Raw genomic sequence first — 18,862 nt, 5'->3', positions numbered from 1 at the left:
AGCGAGACACTCATGGCAGGTTTCTTTATCAACCGACCGATCCTCGCGTGGGTCATCGCTATCGTCATCATGATGATTGGCGGCGCCTCCATCGGGACGCTTCCGGTCGAACAGTATCCGAGCGTGGCACCGGTTTCCGTGCAGATCACGGCGACGTATCCGGGCGCCTCGGCCGAAACCGTGGCGACCACCGTCACGCAGGTGATCGAGCAGAAACTGAGCGGCATTGACCATCTGCTCTACATGTCGTCCACCAGCAGTTCGGCCGGACAGGCCACCATCACGCTCACGTTTCAGCAGGGCACCAATGCCGACATTGCCCAGGTGCAGGTGCAGAACAAGGTCGAGCAGGCCAGTTCGTCGCTGCCGCAGACGGTTCAGGACCAGGGCGTGCAGGTCGCGAAGGCAGCCAATGCGTTTCTGATGATTGTGTCGCTCTCGTCCGCCGACGGCAGTATGAATTCCATCGACCTCGGCAACATCATCGCAACGCAGATCGAAGACCCGCTCACGCAGATCGACGGCGTCGGCGACGTGACACTGTTCGGCGCGCAGCACGCCATGCGTATCTGGCTCGATCCGGTAAAGCTGCAGGCCGTCGGTCTGACTGCCGGCGATGCCACCACCGCGATCACGAATCAGAACGTGCAACTCTCGGTCGGCCAGATCGGCGGCTCGCCTTCCACGAAGACGCAGGCGCTCAACGCGACCATCTCGGCTTCGAGTTTGCTCACCACGCCCGCGCAGTTCGGCGCAATCCTGCTGCGCGTGAATAGCGATGGCTCGAAGGTCATGCTGAAGGACGTCGCGCGCGTCGAGGTCGGCGGCGACGATTACAGCACGGACTCGCGTCTGAACGGCAAGCCGGCGGCCTCGCTCGCGGTCAAGCTGGCGAGCGGCGCGAACGCGATGAGCGTGGCCAAAGCGGTGCGCGCCAAGCTCAACGAACTGAGCGGGCAATTGCCGCACAACGTGGTGGTCGACTATCCGTACGACACCACGCCGTTCGTGCGCATCTCGATCGAAGAGGTGGTGAAGACACTGATCGAAGCGGTGATGCTGGTCTTCGTCGTGATGTACGTGTTTCTGCAAAACCTGCGCGCTACGTTGATTCCGACCATCGTCGTGCCGGTCGCGTTGCTCGGCACGTTTGCCGTGATGTCGGCGGTGGGCTTTTCGATTAACGTGCTTTCGATGTTCGGGCTCGTGCTTGCGATCGGGCTGCTGGTGGACGATGCGATCGTGGTCGTTGAAAACGTCGAGCGGCTGATCGCGGAAGAGGGACTATCGCCCGTCGAAGCCACCCGCAAGGCGATGAAGCAGATCACCGGCGCGCTGGTCGGCATTACGACCGTGCTGATTGCCGTGTTCATTCCAATGGCGTTTTTCTCGGGGTCAACGGGCGCGATTTACCGGCAGTTCTCGATCACCATCGTCGCGGCGATGCTGCTCTCCGTATTCCTCGCATTGACGCTGACACCGGCGCTGTGCGCGACCATGCTGCGGCGCACGGACGTCGAGCACCACACGAAGCGCGGCGTGCTCGGCTGGTTCAACCGTGTGCTGGCGCGTGGAACCGATCGTTACGATTCGACGGTCGCGCGTGTGATCGGCAAGCCGATGCGCTATATGGTGATCTACGTGCTGATTGGGGGCGTGGTTGCTCTGCTCTTCATGAAGCTGCCGTCGTCCTACCTGCCGGACGAGGATCAGGGGATCATCATCACGTCGATTTCAGCGCCCGCCGGCACGCCCGCCGCGCAGACGCTGGAAGTCGTGAAAAAGGTCGAGGCGTATTACCTCGGCCTGCCGCAGGTGGACAAGATCATCGCGCTGACCGGCTTCAGCTTCAACGGCTCGGGGCAGAACAATGGCCTCGCCTTCGTCAAGCTCAAGGACTGGAGCACGCGGCGTGGCAGCGACGGTTCGGCGGCGGCGATCATCCAGCGCGCCAACATGCACTTCGCCGCCTCGCGCGACGCGCAGATTTTCGCGCTCAATCCGCCGGCCATTCAGGAGCTCGGTACGCAGAGCGGTCTCGACTTCGAACTGGAAGATCGCGCCGGGCAGGGCCACGACAAGCTGATGGCCGCGCGCCAGCAATTGATCGCGCTCGCGGCGCAGGACAGCGCGCTATCCGGCATGCGTCCCGGCGGCCTCGACGATACACCGCAGTTCCATGTCGATATCGATCGCGAGAAGGCGAGTGCGCTCGGACTGTCCATAGCCGACGTGAACGACACCTTGCAGACTGCGTTCGGCTCGACTTACGTGAACAACTACGTCGATACGGGACGCATCCAGAAGGTCTACGTGCAAGCCGATGCGCCTTACCGGATGATGCCGTCGGATATCGGACGGTGGTACGTGAAGTCCAGCACGACGAGTAGTTCGAGCACGAGTACCAGCGCGAGCACTTCAAGCAGCAGTTCGACTACAAGCACTAGCAGTACGACCACTGCAGGCTACGACGGCCAGATGGTCCCGTTCTCCGCGTTCGCCACCGGCAAATGGACCTTCGGGCCGCCGCAGATCGAGCGCTTCAACCGCACGCTGGCGATGGAAATCACCGCGCAAACCGGCGCGAACACCAGCACGGGCCAGGCGATGGCGGCCGTCGACGCGCTCGTGAAGAAGCTGCCTGCCGGCTTCGGCATCGACTGGACCGGACAATCGTACCAGGAGCGCCTTGCCGGATCGCAGGCGATCTACCTGTACGCGATCTCGCTGGTCGTGGTGTTTCTCTGTCTGGCCGGTCTGTACGAAAGCTGGTCCATTCCGATCGCGGTGATTCTGGTCGTGCCGCTCGGGGTGCTCGGCGCAGTGCTGGGCGCGCATATCCGCGGGCTGTCCGACGACATCTACTTCAAGGTCGGCTTGCTCGCAACCATCGGGCTCTCCACCAAGAACGCAATCCTGATTGTCGAATTCGCCAAGGACCTGCAAGCGCAGGGCCGCAGCCTGATCGACGCCACGCTGGAAGCGGCGCGACTGCGTCTGCGGCCGATTCTGATGACATCGCTCGCTTTCGTGTTCGGCGTACTGCCGCTGGTCATCAGCACAGGCGCTGGTTCCGCGAGCCGGCATGCAATCGGCACCGGCGTGATGGGCGGCATGATCGCCGCGACGCTGCTCGCCATCTTTTTCGTGCCGGTGTTCTTTGTTGTCGTGCGCCGCCTGTTCGGCGAACACGGCGATGCCACGCAACAGGAAGGTGTTGAATGATGAGACTCAAATTGGGTGCATGCATGGTGGCGTTTGCCATTGCCATGCTGACGGGTTGCACGCTGGACCCGCACTATGAACGGCCTGCGGCACCCGTCGCGGTGGCCTATCCAAAAGGCGAGGCGTACGAGAGCGCGAGCGTGACCCCAGCCGCGGTAGCTTCGGAAACGGCTGCGGCTGCCACGGTGACTACCGCCCCGCCGCTCGGCGCCGACTTGGCCTGGCGCAGCTTCTTTCGCGACGAACGTCTGCAACGGCTGATCGAGATCGCGCTCGACAACAACCGCGACTTGCGCGTCGCCGCGTTAAACGTGGCCGAGTACGAAGCGCAATACCGGATCACGCGTGCCGCGCTCGCACCGTCGATCAGCGCGAGCGGCAGCCTGACTCGCGAGCGCACCTCGGGCGTGACGACCAGTTCCAGCGACGTGAGCGTCGGCACCACGTCATGGGAGATCGACTTCTTCGGACGCTTGCGCAGCCTCAAGCGTCAGGCCCTGGAAAACTATCTCGTAACGGATGCCTCGCGGCAGAGCACGCAGATCAGCCTGATCGCGACGGTAGCGACCGACTACCTGACCTTGCTGTCCGACGAACGTCTCCTGCAGATCACCGAAGACACGGTCAAGGCGGACCAGTCGACGTACGACGTGACCAGGCGCATCCAGGAACTGGGTAATTCGTCGATGCTCGACGTGCAGCAGGCGCAAAACTCGTTGGCGAGCGCAAAGGCCAGCCTTGCGTCCTACCGGCGCGCCGTAGCGCAGGACCGCAACAACCTGGTCGCCGTGCTCGGCGCGCCGATCCCCGACGACCTTCCACCCGCTCGTGAATTCGACGACGAGTCGATGTTCGCCGACATCGGTGCGGGCGTGCCTTCGTTGCTGCTCACCCGTCGACCCGACATCGTGCAGGCGGAACATGCGCTGAAGGCGGCGAATGCGAACATCGGCGCCGCGCGCGCTGCGTTCTTTCCGAAGATCGAGCTGACGGCGTCAGCCGGTACGTCGAGTTCGACGCTTTCAAGTTTGTTCAAGGCGGGCACGGGCGCCTGGGCATTCGCGCCGAGCGTGTCAGTGCCGATCTTCGATTACGGCAGCAACAAGGCATCGCTCGACGTCGCCAGGATCGAGAAGCAGATCGAAGTGGCTGACTACGAAAGCACCATTCAGACAGCGTTCAAAGAAGTGGCGAACGCACTGACCGCGCGCGCAACTTACGTCGATCAGGTGGAGGCGGATCACGACTATGTGACGTCGTCGCAGCGGTACTACACACTCGCTCAGGCGCGCTACAAGGCGGGTACGGACAGTTTCCTCACTTTCCTTGACGCGCAGCGCACGCTCTACACCGCGCAGCAGCAACTGGCGTCGGATAGTCTGTCGCGACAGGCCAATCTTGTGACTTTGTACAAGGTGCTCGGTGGCGGTTGGGAGGGAAGCTGAAAGCCGAAAGGTGAGAACATTCGGGAGCGCGTGAGATGATAATGTTGCTACCTGTCGACGCACTTTCGATTCGACGGTGAGAAGATTCGGGAGGTCTGCCCAAACGCAAACGCAGCCATCCGCGCGTTACTTTCCATTCATATGGAGCACTTCCCCAATGACGCCTGACGCTTTCCGTGAAGAAATCAAGGCAGCGCTGGCTCCGCACGCGGATGCCGGGCGTGCCGTCGCGATGCGCGCCTACATGCGCGACCAGTTCGAATACATTGGGGTGCCGACGCCACTGCGGCGCAAAGCGATATTGCCGATCTTCAAGCGGCTGCCTGTAGAAAACGCCGAACATCTGCTCGCGTGTGCACACGTCTTATGGGCGATGCCGCAGCGCGAATATCAATACGCTGCTACCGATCTGCTGGCACGCAAGTGGAAGATGCTGGCGATCGCGGACATCGAGCATCTGCTGACAATCGCTCAGCGCAGCGCGTGGTGGGATTCGATCGATCCACTGGCAGGCGTGGTTGGCGACATTCTGAAGTCGGCTCGCGGGCAGACGCCGCACGCGCAGGCATGCATGGACGCGGCGCTCGAGCACGAATCGTTGTGGGTTCGCCGTATCGCGATGATTCACCAACTCGGCTGGCGTGACGATACGGATGAGACGCGTTTGTTCGGTTATGCGCGCTCGCTCGCCGCGGAGCCGGACTTCTTTATCCGCAAGGCAATCGGCTGGGCCTTGCGGGACTATGCGTGGCATGCGCCTCACGCGGTCAGCGGTTTCCTGATGACCGCGCGCGACATCCTGTCACCGCTCACGCTGCGTGAGGCGTCGAAGCACCTGCCGCCGATCCGCTGACACGTTGAGCACAAAGCAGCAGCTGTTTACGGCGTCGAAACGAAAAACTTTAGAAGAATATTTAATCCCTTTGGCGTGGCCAAACGCTCTGTAGTCATCGCTTGGTAACATGCGCCAGCAATACTCGGCAGCGCTGCAAGCTTGACTCAAATTAGCAAATAACGCGCTGCCCCGATCGAGGGCGGACGCGAAGGCCATACCCCCGGGGGGTTCACATGACTATCCGTCATCGCATCACGCTATTGGTTGTCTTGATGTTCGTCGCCTTGTCGGCAATCGGTGGCTACGCCGTGTACCAAACGCGCGGCAGCGCAGGCGAAGTGCGCAAGGTGACCGAGGGCGTCGTCCCCAGTGCGCTGGCTTCCGCTGACCTCGTCTCCCAAGTCAAAGACGTACAGCTCGCGACCATGACCTTGGTCTACGCGCCGGACGCCAACATGGTCGCCCAGGCACAAGACGAACTGAAGAAGAAAAAGACCTCGTTGCAACAGGCGCTCGCGCTGCAAGGCAAAGATGCCGCGAGCCATGCCCAGCAAGGCCTTGTTTCCCAGGCTAACGACAGTCTCGGGAACTATTTCTCTGCGATCGCTGAGACGGCGAAAATGAAGGCCGACGGCAAGAACGAACTCGCGCAAGCGTATTTGTTCGCCAACGTCGCACAGTATCGCGACGAACTCGAAGGCATTGTCGAAACTCTGCGTGTTGAGAAGAACCGCCAGAAAGACGATGCGATCACCACACTGAACGTCACGCTTTCCACTACCACGACGGCCATCGCCATCGTGACCGGTATTGCGATCATTCTGCTGACTTTCATCGGCACGCTGCTCTACCGTCAGATCACCCGCCCGCTCAGCCGCATGCAGGCCATGATGAGCGAGATCGCGTCGAGCCAGGATTTCACGCGCCGCGTGCCGGTGGGCCGGCTGGATGAGATCGGCCATTCGATAGTCGCCTTCAACGGCATGATCGAAAAGATCCAGGAAAGCTCGGCGCAACTCAAGCAGAAAACCGCCGACATCCAGGCGATGTTGCAGAACATGCAGCAAGGTATCTTGACGGTGGTCGACGGCGCCGTGATCCACTCGGAGTACTCGGCGTATCTGGAAGACATCTTCGAAACGAAAGACATCGCCGGGCGCGGTCTGATGGATCTGGTGTTCTCGGATACCGATCTCGGCTCGGATGTGCTCTCGCAAGTCGATGCAGCCACGCATGCATGCCTCGGCGAAGATTGCATCAACTTCGCGTTCAATCAGCATCTGCTGGTCGGTGAAATTTCGAAGCGCATGCCCGATGGCCGCATGAAGATTCTTGACCTCAGCTGGTCGGCGATCACCGACGAAAACGACGTTGTCGTGCGTTTGATGCTGTGCGTGCGCGACGTTACCGAATTGCGCAAGCTCGCTGCGGAAGCCAGCGAACAGCGCCGCCGTCTCGACATGATCGGCGAGATTCTCGCCGTGAGCGAAGAGAAGTTCCATCACTTCATCGAAAGCTCCGCGGGTTTCGTCAGCGAGAACGAGCGCATTATTCGCAAGCATTCGGCGGCGGACCATGCGGCGATCGCCGAGCTGTTCCGCAACATGCACACCATCAAGGGCAATGCGCGGACCTATAACCTGGCGCACCTGACTAACGTCGTCCATGAAACCGAGCAGAGCTATCACGAACTGCGCCAACCGGACGCGGACCGCTCGTGGGACCAGGAACACCTGATGCAGGAACTGACGCGCGTGCGCGAAGCGATCGAGAGCTACGCGAAGATCAACGAGCATAGCCTCGGCCGCAAGGCTAAAACCGGCGCGAACAACGCCGGCAATGCGGGCCGCTACGTGATGGTCGAGAAGGACCAGATTCAGCAGACTCTGAGCATGCTGGACAAGACGAACGCCGGCGAACTCCACGAATTGCAGTCGATGCGCGATGCGATGCGCCAGACCTTGCGCGCCTTGGGCAGCGAAAGCGTGCACGATGCGCTGTCCGGCGTGCTGGACTCGCTGCCTTCGTTGGCACAGGAACTGGGCAAGCCGGCGCCGGCCGTGCGCATCGACGACAACGGCTACCGTCTGCGCGGCCAGGCGAGCGGTACGTTAAACAACGTGTTCATGCATCTGCTGCGCAATTCGATGGACCACGGCATCGAAACCGCCGAGGCGCGCAGCGCACACGGCAAGAAGCTCGCCGGCACCATCGATATCGACGTAGGCGTGGACAGCGGCGCGCTGCAGATCACGCTCAGCGACGACGGCCGCGGCCTCGCACTCGAACGGATTCGCGGCATTGCCGTCGAGCGCGGCTGGACCGGCAGCGACGAACACTTGAGCGACGAAGCCATCGCCGAATTCATTTTCCGTCCGGGCTTCTCGACCGCCGCAACGGTGACGGAAGTGTCGGGCCGCGGCGTTGGCATGGACGCGGTGCGCGACTTCCTCAAGCGCGAGAACGGTCGCATCGAACTGCGCTTCACCGACGATCATAAGGGCGCTTCGTTCCGTCAGTTCCAGACGATCGTCTGCCTGCCGGATAGCTTCGCGGTCGACACGCTAGGTGTGGCAGCGCGCGGCGATGCCGGTGAACTGCAACTCGACGCGATGGCGGATTGAATGTTGGTCGAACGCTGATTGACGCGCTTCGCGACGGACTTCGGAAGGATAGGTTGTGATTCAACAGTACGTATTGGCGGCGGTGGCAGGCAGCGCGGTAACCGCGCTGCTGGCCTTTGTCGCGCACAAGTTGCAAAGCACGAAGCTGACGGCACGGCTCTCCGCCGAAGCCGATGTCCGGATCAGAGCGCTGTTGGCGGCGCAGGCGGACCACGGCGAAGCGATCCGCGTGCGCGAACAGGCCGCGCAGGAGATGGAAGCCTTGGCCGCAAAGTTGCGCGAGGAGCTGAGGCAGCAATCGGCCAGCGTCGACGAGCTGCGCGCAACGTTGAAAGCAGCGACTGACGAGAAGGATCTGTGGGCACATCAGGCGCAACAGATCGCAGACGAAGCCGCGCGTCTGAAGAGCCTCGGTGCGACATTCGAACGTTGGCACGAGCAGATGATCTCGCTGATGACGCAGAACCACGACATGCACGCGAAGAATCAGGAGCTGTCGTCGATCGTCCGGCATGTGGTGATCGTGTCGCTGAATGCGTCGATCGAGGCCGCGCGCGCGGGTCCGGCGGGACGCGGCTTCGCGGTGGTGGCGAGCGAGGTCCGGGCGCTCGCCGCGCGTTCTGAGGAGTTGTCGAAGAGCTATCGCGACAGCCTGCACCGCAACGATCTGACCACCACCTCCACGTTCCAGGACATCCAGGCGGGCGGCAAGATGATCGCGGCGTCGCTCTCTAGTGTCGAATCGCTTGCCAATCAATTCCACTCGAAACTGCACCAGGTGCCGGCGTGATCACGAGCCAGGCGAAGGACAGCTTCGAACGCATTTTCCGCAAGGCGGCAGAGGCGCGCTTGCCGAGGGATTCCGGCGACACGTGCGAGATCGCGCCGCTCGCCGAGGCCGGCGCGGGCGCAACGAAGGACACCCAGGTGGTCGTGCTGACCATCTCGTCGATTGTGTTCAGACTGCTGCTGATCTTGCACTTCGACGAAAACGACAGCACCCGCAGCTACTACCTGAAAGAAGCCGACGAGCGGCCGTTTCAGGAAGCTTTTCTGGAAATCTGCAATCTGTGTTGCGGCGCGATGAATCAGGAACTGCAGCGTTATTTCCCGGACCTCGGCATGTCGACGCCTTATGTATTGAGCGCGCGTTGTCTCGGGCATTTGCCGGCATTGAAGCCGGGTTTGCTGTCGTCGTATTCGGTCACGCTCAACGGTTCCGTGCAGCTTGCCGCGACGGTATGTGTGTGCGCCCATGCGCCGATCGACTTCGTGGCCGACACGAGCGCAATCGAAGAATCCAGCGGCGAGCTGGAGTTGTTTTGAGTGTTGTCACAGGAAAAAACATGTCGAAAATTCTGGTGGTAGATGATTCGAGCACCGTGCGCGACGAAGTGGCCGGCTTTCTGAAGAAGAACGGCCTGGACGTCGACACGGCGGTGGACGGCAAGGACGGCCTCGCGAAACTGAAGGCCAGCCCGGGCATCAAGCTGGTGATCAGCGACGTCAACATGCCGAATATGGACGGCCTGACGATGGTCGAAAAGATTCGCGGCGAACTCGCGAACACGACAGTCAACGTCATCATGCTGACAACCGAGAGCAGCCCGGCGATGAAAGAGCGCGGTAAGGCGGCGGGCGTGAAAGGCTGGATCGTCAAGCCGTTCAAGGGCGACGCGGTGCTGGAAACGTTCCGCAAGCTGGCGAGCTAGACGCCGCACGCACGGCGGGCCGGCCAAAGGTGAGGGTTTTCGGGAGCCCGCGCGCCGATGATTTGCAAAGCATGATTCGCTATAACGGCGGCGGTTGAAACACGCTAGTCTGCGGACATGTGCCAACTGCTCGCCCTCAGCTGCGCCGAACCCACCGACGTCAGTTTCTCGCTGACGGGTTTTGCTGCACGCGGCGGCCTCACCGACCATCATGTGGACGGCTGGGGGGTGGCGTTCTACGAGGACCGCGCTTGCCGCGTGTTCGTCGATGAAAAGCCCGCGTATCAGTCGCCGGTGGCCGAATTTCTGAAGTGCCATCCGATCAAGTCGCGCAATGTCGTCGCGCATGTTCGCAAGGCGACTCAAGGCGGCGCGCGCGTGGAGAACTGCCACCCGTTCATGCGCGAGTTACGCGGCCAGCAATGGGTGTTCGCGCATAACGGCGACCTGCAACCGCTTGGTGAACCGGAGCAAGGTCCATATGCACCAGTCGGCACGACCGACAGCGAAGCGGCGTTCTGCTTCATCATGAATCGCCTCTACACGCATTTCGCCAATCATGCAGACACGGATGACATCGACGCCGTCTTCGACGTCATCGAGCAGGCGACGCACGCACTGAACCCGTATGGCATTTTTAACTTCGTGCTTTCGAATGGCACGGCACAATTCGCGTACTGCTCGACGCGCCTATCGTACGTGATACGTCACTGGCCGTTTTCGAGCGCGCGTCTCGTTGATGGCGACCTCTCAGTTGATTTCGCCGAGCGTGGCACGCCGGCGGATCGCACGGCAGTGATCGCCACCACCCCACTCACCGATGAAGTCTGGACCACCTGCGAACCGGGCGATCTGCTGATGTTCCGCAGCGGCGCACTATTGCGGCGCGCGCATGTACCCGTTCCCGCCGAAGTCCTCGCCACCGCGAAATACGCACCTTCCGAACTGTCCGCCATTCCGGCGTGACTTCAAGCCAACGCGTGGCCTTAGAAGCGCCCACGCTACCGGCACTTTCATATCCATCGAAGAATTCGTTAGTTTGCCGACACAAATTCCTCTCGTATCGTTTCGCCAGATTTAAACAAATACAACATTGATACGGGAACTCCAAAAATGAAACGTCTTTCTCTCCTCGCATTGCCCGCAGGTCTTTTGCTTGCTGCCGGCGCTCAGGCACAGAGCAGTGTCACGCTTTACGGCATTGTCGATGCCGGTATCGCCTATGTTCACAACGCACAAAACGCGAGCGGTCAGAATCAGTCGACGCTCGTGAAGTTCAGCAGTGGCAACCTGTCTGGCAGCCGTTGGGGCCTCAAGGGTACCGAAGACCTGGGCGGTGGCCTCGCTGCTGTGTTCCAACTCGAGAATGGTTTCAACATCGGTACGGGCGCGCTTGGGCAGGGCAGCCGCGAATTCGGCCGCAAGGCGGTGGTCGGCTTGTCGAGCGGCACGTGGGGAACGGTCACCCTCGGACGTCAATACGACCCGGTGGTCGATCTGGTTCAAGGCCTCACGGAAGACAACTACTTCGGCGGCGTATTCGGCACGCCCGGCGATCTGGACAACTACGACAACAGCCTGCGCGTGGGCAACTCGGTCAAGTACGTGAGCCCTCTGTTTGCAGGCTTCCAGGTCGAGGCACTGTACGGCGTGGGTGGTGTTGCGGGTGCGACCGGCAGCGGCCAGACGTATAGCTTCGGCGCGGCCTATGCAAACGGGCCGTTGTCGCTCGGCGCGGGTTACTTCTACGCGAACGGCGGCAACACCACGACGACTGCGAATGTGCGGACGTGGACCAGCAGTTCCGATTCGCTGTTCAACACCGTCATCAACGCCGGCTTTGCAACGGCGAAGTCGATTCAGATCGTGCGGGTTGGTGGACAGTATGTGATCGGTGCGGCGACGATCGGCGCGGCCTACTCGAACACGCAGTACGCGAACGATGCGTTCTCCGCTTTCAGCAGCACGGCCAAGTTCAACAACGGCTCGGTGTTCTTCAACTATCAGATCACCCCGGCGTTGCGTACGGGCGTCGGCTATAACTACACGTCGTTGACGGGCCCGAGTTCGGCACACTACAACCAGGTCAACCTCGGTGCGGACTTCGCGTTGTCGAAGCGCACCGAACTTTACGCACTGGCGGGCTACCAGAAGGCAAGCGGTAATACCTTGAACGCGAGCGGCAAGGTGGTGAGCGCCCAGGCATCGATCGGTGATTACGGCGTGAATTCAGGGACCAACAGCCAGGAAGTGGCGGTGGTGGGGATTCGTCACAAGTTCTGATTGCCTGGTTGAATGAGCCGGCTGCCTTGATGGCGGCCGGCGTTCCGAATGTTCCCACAAAACTCAAAGGTGAGAATATTCGGGAGCGTGATGCGTCAGCGCACACGTGAGCCGTACCTCATCACCCGGCCTCACCATCCAGCTATTCCGTCGACGACTCCCGCCAGCATTTTCTGAGCAGATCCGCCACCGGTGCGGAACGCGAGTGCCTGACACACATCGCCTCTTACCTGGGTATGCAGATTACTCGACCCCTTCCAAAGGTGAGGGTTTGCGGGAGTAGCCGGTTCCGAACCATCGGTGGCCCGCCCAGCATGCCTTTGCGGCCTGCCCCCAAGCTCGAAAGGTGAGCGTTTTCGGGAGCACTCGGATGTGCACTTCACGCCTGGGCCCACTCGCTCCGTACCAAAGGTGAGATTTTTCGGGAGCTGATGCGCGCGTCGCAGGGTGACTTTGCGAGCCTTCCCATATCACGTTCTGCGTTGAAAGAGTTGGGAAGAAATTGCCAACCTTGGGGGCTGTTCCGCGTTTTGAGAATGGCGGCATACAGGGAAGATGGCGACGCGGACGACAAGCGGTCAGCGGATTGCTATTCCTGCAAGCCATCGCCTGTCTCTGAAAACCGATCGTCTCCTGGAATCAGTTGGATGAGTCAGCACATTCTCTTTGTTGGCGCCGATGCCGGCTTAACGGCAGTAGTGGGCGAATCTTTACGCGGGCAGGGCTGCGGCGTGTCCGCACGTCCGCATTGCGCCGGACTGAAGCACGTGGTGGAGACGGAACGGCCGGCGTTGCTGGTGCTCGACGTCTCAACGCCGCACGGCGACGGCCTTGCCGTATTGCGCGACTTGCGCATGAGCGGCAACGACGTGCCGGTGATTTTGCTGTCGGCGAGCAGCAAGGCGATCGATCGCGTGATCGGTCTCGAGCTCGGCGCCGACGATTTCATGAGCAAGCCCGCCGACCCTGCCGAATTGCTCGCCCGTATCCGCGTGCTGCTGCGCCGGCGTGGCGCGCTCGCGCCAGGCGCGCCGGAAACACGGCCGCCGTACCGCTTCGGGCGTTGCGAGCTGAACTTCTCCGCACGCGAATTGCGCCGCGACAACGAGCATTTCGCGCTGCGCAGCTCCGAGTTCGCGTTGCTGAAAATCTTCGTCAATCACGCGATGACCGTGCTCACGCGTGTGCAACTCAACGAGAAACTACGCGGCAATAGCGTGCTGCATCAAGGGCGGAGTCTCGATGTATCGATCTGGCGGCTGCGGCGTCTGATTGAGATCGATCCTTCCGAGCCGCGCTATGTGCAGACGGTGTGGGGACGCGGCTATGTGTTCGTGCCGCACGGCGAGATTGGAGCGGCCGAGCGCGGCGCGATGGTCGCGCCCGGCGTGTGAGTCTCGACGTTTCAGTCGAAAGGTGAGGTTTTACGGGAGCGTGAAGCTCGCGTATCAGGCCTGCTTCGCAACCTCGCGAATGTCGGCCACCGGCGTTTGCCCGAATGCATCGCTGAAGGCGTAGTCGAGCAGCTGGGTGGCGCATTGTTCGGGCGTCGAAAGCTGACCATTGCGCTTGAGGTCTTCGAATTTTTCGCGCATCGGAAACTGTTCCTCGCCGCTGCTGCGAATTTCCGCCTGCATATTCGTATCGATAACGCCCGGCGCGAGGCTGCAGATACGCAGCGCGCGATTAGCGTCGAGCGTAACGGCGCGTGCGTGATGATCGAGCGCGGCCTTGGTTGCGCAGTAGATGCTCCAGCCTGGATACGCATTGCGCGCCGCGCCGCTGGAAATATGCATGATGCGCCGGTCGGTCGCGTCGATGCTGGCCGCGGCGAGCGCGCTTGCCAGCATCAGCGGCGTGGCTACGTTCAGGCTCACGGCGGTCGCGATGTGGGTGGCGTTCTGGCCTTCGATCGGACCGATCGGTTGGACCATGCCTGCGTTGTTGATCAACAGTACGCTCTGCGCGCCGCTGACGAAGCTGCGCAGTGCATCGGTTGCGACCCACTGCGCGACGCGCGTGGGATCCGCAAGCTCGAGCTCGATTTCGTCGAGCAGCGCGGGGAAATGCTCTTTGAGTGTGGCGTGACGCGAGCGGGACAAACCGAGTACCGCGACACCGCGCGTCAGCAGTTGTTCAGCAAGGGATGCGCCGAGGCCGCGAGTGTGGCCGGTAACGATCGCACGGATCGGAGAAGAGGGAGACATGTCGTTCCTTGTGATCGGTCGCTTGAGAAGACCGTCATTTTCTCACGCTATGTCTGATGCTTGCAGCGGCGCCGGTCTTCAAGCCGCATTCCGAGGGCGCGCTAACCGCTCTCGAGCCTGGCGTCTATACCGCCGTCATCTCCTCTTCACGTCTCCATTCCATTTCCCTCAGGCAGAGCGAAAGCGCTCGCGATATTGCATCGGCGTGACGCCGATTCGCTTCGTGAAGACAATGCGCATCCGGTCTGCGGTGCCGAAGCCGCAGTCATAGGCAATCGCCTTGAGCGCGGCATCGCTGCTTTCGAGGAACTTGCGCGCCGCATCCACGCGAGCGCGCTCGACGAATTCGTGCGGCGTCACCTTGGTTTCCTGCACGAACACCCGGGCGAAATTCCGTGCGCTCATTCCGGCGACGTCCGCCAGTTGCTTGACCGTGAAGCTTTCGCGAATCCGTTCCATGACGTGCGCCTGCACTTTGGCGACCGGCGAGGTGTCGTCGGCGGGTGCGATCAGGTACGGGCTGAACTGCGATTGACCGCCTTGCCGCTGTGCAAACACCACCAGCCGTTTGGCGACGGCGAGCGCCGTATGCGGCCCGTGATGTTCGGCGACCAACGCAAGCGATAGATCGATGCCCGCCGTGACGCCCGCTGACGTGACCAGGTTGCCGTCACGCAGATAGATCCGGTCGAGATCGACATGGGCTCGCGGAAACTGCTCGGCGAGTTGCGCCGCGTGCTGCCAGTGCGTCGTGACGTTGCGTGCATCGAGCAGCCCCGCGTGGCCGAGTGCGAACGCGCCGGTGCAGATCGAGCCGAAACGTTCGCATTGTGTAGCGACTTGCGACAACCATTCCAGTAAACGCGTGTCGGGCGTGGCATCTCCCGGCAGCGCAGGGCCGCCGGCAACCAACGCAAGGTCAAATGGTCGGCGTGCCTGGTCGAACGTGGCATCGGCGACGAGCGTCATGCTGTTCGAGGCACGCAGTGGACCCGGCTCCGCGCTGAGCAGTGTGACCTCATAGCGATCCTGCGGCGCGATGAAGCGATTGGCTTCGGAGAACACATCGACCGGACCGGCGACGTCGAGCGCCTGCACGCCGGGAAAGATCGCGATCGCGACGGTGGGCATTGAACGACCTCCTTTGACGATGGATGGGAATCCGCTGCCCGCGGCAGTCATCGCGGTGCGTTTGGCAGTGTTCAACGGTCCGCGACGATTGCCCGCGACAGCGTGCTGACCAATACTGAGCTTCATCGGACGCGCTGCTCGACGGGTCAAATAAGCAGTCAGAGAAAGCATCGCGGACCAGCATACCAAACGCGCTATCGACTCACAAAGACTGCGCGTCCGGTTCATTCAAGTCTTCATGGAGCACTTCACATGACCACGATCGCAGGCATTCAGATTCCCGACAGCATGATGGCACGCGAAGCCACGCAGCTCGTGCGCGACACCGAAACCGAGTTGCTCTATCACCATTCGCGGCGCGTGTTCCTGTTCGGCTCGCTCGCCGGCGCGCGCAAGCAACTCAAGTACGACTCCGAGTTGCTGTACATCGGCGCGATGTTTCACGACATGGGACTCGTCGCGCCGTATAGCAGCGAGCATGATCGCTTCGAGGTGGACGGCGCGAACGCGGCGCGTGACTTTCTGCAGCGCCACGGCATCGGTGAAGACGATATCGAGCAGGTGTGGAATTCGATTGCGCTGCACACCACGCCTGGGATTCCGCAATATATGAAGCCGGTGGTCGCACTGGTGACGGCGGGTGTGGAGATGGATGTGCTGGGCCTCGCCTATGACGAATTCACCGACCGCCAGCGCCATGAGGTGATCCATGCCCACCCGCGCGGCGCACATTTCAAGGAAGGCATCATCGACGCCTTCGCGCACGGCACGATCCACAAGCCGGAGACGACCTTCGGCAACGTAAAGGCAGACGTGCTGGCGCTCAAAGACCCGCATTACCATCGGGAGAATTTCTGCACGATGATTCTGGGGTCGGCCTGGAAGGATTAATTAGTCGGCGTGCCGCGGCGAAAGTGACAGCCGCACAGAAGAAATATCGTCGGCACAATTTTCGTCCAGCATGTCATTTCCAGTAAGCGTTTGCGACTAAACCCATGAAACACCCGGTCGATCGTGTGCAGCGGCCAGCGCCGGGTGTTGCATTCCCAGACTCGTCATGTGCAGCGGATCGACCGCGGCCTGTCTGTCTGAGCGTTTGAACGTCGCCTATGTAGCCGATTTTGAAACCCGGCTACTCACTTGAGACTGGAGATGACATGAAATCGATTCGAGCTGTAATGATGTGTAGCCTGTTGCCACTCGCGCTTTTAGCGGGCTCCGTACAGGCACAGGGAATAGGGCGCGCCGGCACGTATCTGATGCCGCCGAACTACGGCATGATGATGGACAAGCTGACACCTGAACAGCGTACTCAGGCCATCGGTATCGAGCAGAAAATGATGCAGATGGAAATGGAGTATCAGGACACGATGGCGCAGATGGAGATGAAGCATGCGCATGAAATGATGCAAATGCAAAATCAGCTGCTGGATATTTTCAAAGGCCATTGACGCTCACCGCAGTTCGACCGGTTCGCGTGTCGACTCACGTCAGACGCGGCCCGGTCATCCTCTGCCGTGCAACGCGGCGATCTCCTGCAAATCGAGATCCCGCTCCAGTTCGGTTAGCAGTTCATCATGAATCATCCCTGACCGATGCATCCGCAACAACTCGCTGCGACCGGCCGCCACGGCGGCGAGCACAACGTCGTAATGTGCGGCGCGAACATCGGCGGGATATTCCGTCACATGCTGGTAGGTTTCCGTCATCTGCGCTCGATAGCTATATTGCTCCAGCAGGCGCGGATGAATCACTTGTCCCTGGGCGTCGTGCACAAGCGGTTGGATCGCGGCAAATTGAGCCGCTTCGAGCCTCGCCCACGCCTGAGGCTCGGTCAAATGCTGCTCGTTGCGCTCTTTCACGCTATCCAGTTTGACCCAGCGAATCAGCGCGCCGATCGTGGTCCCTTGCCCGAGCACGGTCACGAGAATCACCGCGAACGACGCGACCAGAATCAGATCCCGCCCCGGCATCGCCTCGGGCAACGAGAGCGCGATCGCCAGCGTCACCACGCCACGCATGCCGGCCCAACTTGTCACCGCTGACGAGCGCCAGTCGAGCGCAATGTTTGCGCGCCGCATCAGCTTGCACACGAATCCCTTCAACCATTCGACGGCGAACACCCACACGAAGCGTGACAGCACGACGGCTGCGATCACTGCGCCGACAGCGGGTGCAAACGCGGTCAACGCTTCGCCGACGCCGCCCAGCCGCACGATCACACCGCGCAGCGACAGTCCGATCAGAAGGAACACGAGCGCCTCCATCAGGAAGATCAGGACTTGCCAGAAAGCCGTGCCGCGCATGCGCACCGAGGCAGAGAAAACTTCATGCTGATGCCAGCCAAGCACCATCCCGCAACTGACGGTCGCGATGACGCCCGAGACGTCCAGCATGTCGCCTGCGATGTAGCTGATCCACGGGGAGAGTGCGGATGCGGTGATGATGAGGTAGGCGTCGTCGAGGTAGCGCAGCAGCTTGACGACCACGAAGCCGATCGCGATGCCCACCGCCACGCCACCCAGGCCGAGCACCGCAAACTGCCCGATCGCGTGTGGAGCGCTGAACGTGCCGGTCAGCGCGGCCGCGACGGCGAAGCGGAACAGCACGATGCCGGCGGCGTCGTTGAGCAGGCTTTCGCCTTCGAGGAGCACCATCAACTGGCGCGGCAGCGCGACGCGTTCCAGTACGGCCTTCGCGGCGATGGCGTCGGGCGGCGAGACGACCGCGCCCAGCGCGAAGCACGCGCTCCACGGTAGGGCCGGCACGACCCAATGCACGACCAGACCGACCGCGAGGGTCGTGAAGGCGACGGCGCCGATCGCGAGCAGCAGGATGCCGCCGAGATTGCGCTTGAATTCGTCCCATACGGAGAAGTACGCACCGTCCATGAGGAGCGGCGGCAGGAACACGACCAGGACCAGTTCGGGATCGAGGTTGATGCGAGGGAGTCCAGGCACGAAGGCCATTGCGGCGCCGCCGACCAGAAGCGCCGCGGCCGGTGGGAGTCGTAGCCGCTTGGCGAGCAGTTGGAGACCGATCATCGCGCCGAGCGACAGCAGGACGAGTTTGAAGCCCATGACGGAGGACATGCGGGAGCCTCGGCGGGTGGCTGGGGATTACTTTTTATCACAGAGTACGGTTGTTGCCTGCGGTTGAGCAGACGGACGATACACCTATCGCATCAAGTACTTGAGTCGACTGTGCGCAGGTTGTCCACAGCCTTGCGAACAAAAACTGGGGATAACTTTAGTGCGTCGGCTAGCGGTCGTCTGAGCGCGCTCTCCCGCAATTCCCCATGCGCGTCCGCTACTCCTGTTATTGCTGTTGGCAAGTGTTGATGACTGACAGGCGCTTGCGTGGTGTCCTACGAACTGTTGTGAACTCCAATGAATGCATA

The 18,862-nt window shown here is 61.4% G+C and carries 15 protein-coding genes; 12 read left to right on the top strand and 3 right to left on the bottom strand.

Features of this window, described 5'->3' with window-relative positions; translation table 11 throughout:
* The first annotated feature begins 12 nt into the window (after window positions 1-12).
* The 10 genes from PQQ86_RS38070 to PQQ86_RS38025 all read left to right on the top strand — a co-directional run bounded on the left by PQQ86_RS38070 (window position 13) and on the right by PQQ86_RS38025 (window position 13,518).
* Window positions 13-3,225 (top strand): efflux RND transporter permease subunit, encoded by a 3,213-nt coding sequence (locus tag PQQ86_RS38070; RefSeq protein ID WP_408279212.1) that lies wholly within the window; start codon window positions 13-15, stop codon window positions 3,223-3,225.
* Window positions 3,222-4,670 carry an efflux transporter outer membrane subunit gene (locus PQQ86_RS38065; RefSeq protein ID WP_408279210.1) on the top strand — a complete coding sequence of 483 codons (1,449 nt, stop codon included), beginning with the start codon at window positions 3,222-3,224 and terminating at the stop codon, window positions 4,668-4,670. The genes PQQ86_RS38070 and PQQ86_RS38065 overlap by 4 nt, the downstream gene beginning before the upstream one ends.
* 157 nt (window positions 4,671-4,827) lie before the next feature.
* Complete coding sequence (locus tag PQQ86_RS38060) at window positions 4,828-5,523, top strand: DNA alkylation repair protein (RefSeq protein WP_408279208.1); 696 nt, start codon at window positions 4,828-4,830, stop codon at window positions 5,521-5,523.
* Between the two features lie 215 nt (window positions 5,524-5,738).
* On the top strand, window positions 5,739-8,129 hold the full coding sequence (locus tag PQQ86_RS38055; protein ID WP_408279206.1) for a HAMP domain-containing protein: 2,391 nt from the start codon (window positions 5,739-5,741) through the stop codon (window positions 8,127-8,129).
* A gap of 55 nt (window positions 8,130-8,184) precedes the next feature.
* Entirely contained in the window at window positions 8,185-8,919 is a 735-nt protein-coding gene (locus tag PQQ86_RS38050; protein ID WP_408279204.1) for a methyl-accepting chemotaxis protein, read from the top strand.
* Window positions 8,916-9,455: a hypothetical protein gene (locus PQQ86_RS38045; protein ID WP_408279202.1), complete on the top strand. Its 540-nt coding sequence runs from the start codon at window positions 8,916-8,918 to the stop codon at window positions 9,453-9,455. The genes PQQ86_RS38050 and PQQ86_RS38045 overlap by 4 nt, the downstream gene beginning before the upstream one ends.
* A gap of 20 nt (window positions 9,456-9,475) precedes the next feature.
* A complete protein-coding gene (locus tag PQQ86_RS38040) occupies window positions 9,476-9,841 on the top strand; it encodes a response regulator (protein WP_028196001.1) in 366 nt (121 codons plus the stop codon).
* 117 nt (window positions 9,842-9,958) lie between these two features.
* Entirely contained in the window at window positions 9,959-10,807 is an 849-nt protein-coding gene (locus PQQ86_RS38035) for a class II glutamine amidotransferase (protein WP_408279200.1), read from the top strand.
* 147 nt (window positions 10,808-10,954) lie between these two features.
* A complete protein-coding gene (locus tag PQQ86_RS38030) occupies window positions 10,955-12,124 on the top strand; it encodes a porin (RefSeq protein ID WP_408279197.1) in 1,170 nt (389 codons plus the stop codon).
* A gap of 647 nt (window positions 12,125-12,771) precedes the next feature.
* A complete protein-coding gene (locus tag PQQ86_RS38025) occupies window positions 12,772-13,518 on the top strand; it encodes a winged helix-turn-helix domain-containing protein (protein ID WP_408279194.1) in 747 nt (248 codons plus the stop codon).
* Window positions 13,519-13,572: 54 nt separating this feature from the next.
* Here the strand turns inward: PQQ86_RS38025 and PQQ86_RS38020 are convergent, their stop codons facing one another.
* Window positions 13,573-14,331 carry an SDR family oxidoreductase gene (locus tag PQQ86_RS38020; protein WP_408279193.1) on the bottom strand — a complete coding sequence of 253 codons (759 nt, stop codon included), beginning with the start codon at window positions 14,329-14,331 and terminating at the stop codon, window positions 13,573-13,575.
* A gap of 168 nt (window positions 14,332-14,499) precedes the next feature.
* On the bottom strand, window positions 14,500-15,462 hold the full coding sequence (locus PQQ86_RS38015; RefSeq protein ID WP_408279191.1) for a GlxA family transcriptional regulator: 963 nt from the start codon (window positions 15,460-15,462) through the stop codon (window positions 14,500-14,502).
* 252 nt (window positions 15,463-15,714) lie between these two features.
* Between PQQ86_RS38015 and PQQ86_RS38010 the strand changes: the two genes are divergently transcribed.
* Entirely contained in the window at window positions 15,715-16,353 is a 639-nt protein-coding gene (locus PQQ86_RS38010; RefSeq protein ID WP_408279189.1) for an HD domain-containing protein, read from the top strand.
* A gap of 266 nt (window positions 16,354-16,619) precedes the next feature.
* On the top strand, window positions 16,620-16,913 hold the full coding sequence (locus PQQ86_RS38005; protein WP_097394929.1) for a hypothetical protein: 294 nt from the start codon (window positions 16,620-16,622) through the stop codon (window positions 16,911-16,913).
* Window positions 16,914-16,967: 54 nt separating this feature from the next.
* Here the strand turns inward: PQQ86_RS38005 and PQQ86_RS38000 are convergent, their stop codons facing one another.
* The gene (locus PQQ86_RS38000) at window positions 16,968-18,554 is read right to left on the bottom strand and encodes a Na+/H+ antiporter (protein ID WP_408279187.1); all 1,587 of its coding nucleotides are present in this window, start codon (window positions 18,552-18,554) and stop codon (window positions 16,968-16,970) included.
* Window positions 18,555-18,862: the final 308 nt, after the last annotated feature.

The sequence above is a fragment of the Paraburkholderia sediminicola genome, from assembly GCF_046026675.1.
Taxonomy (GTDB): domain Bacteria; phylum Pseudomonadota; class Gammaproteobacteria; order Burkholderiales; family Burkholderiaceae; genus Paraburkholderia; species Paraburkholderia sediminicola_F.
Note: the sequence above shows the minus strand (reverse complement) of the source record. Positions and strands in the feature narration are given on the sequence as shown.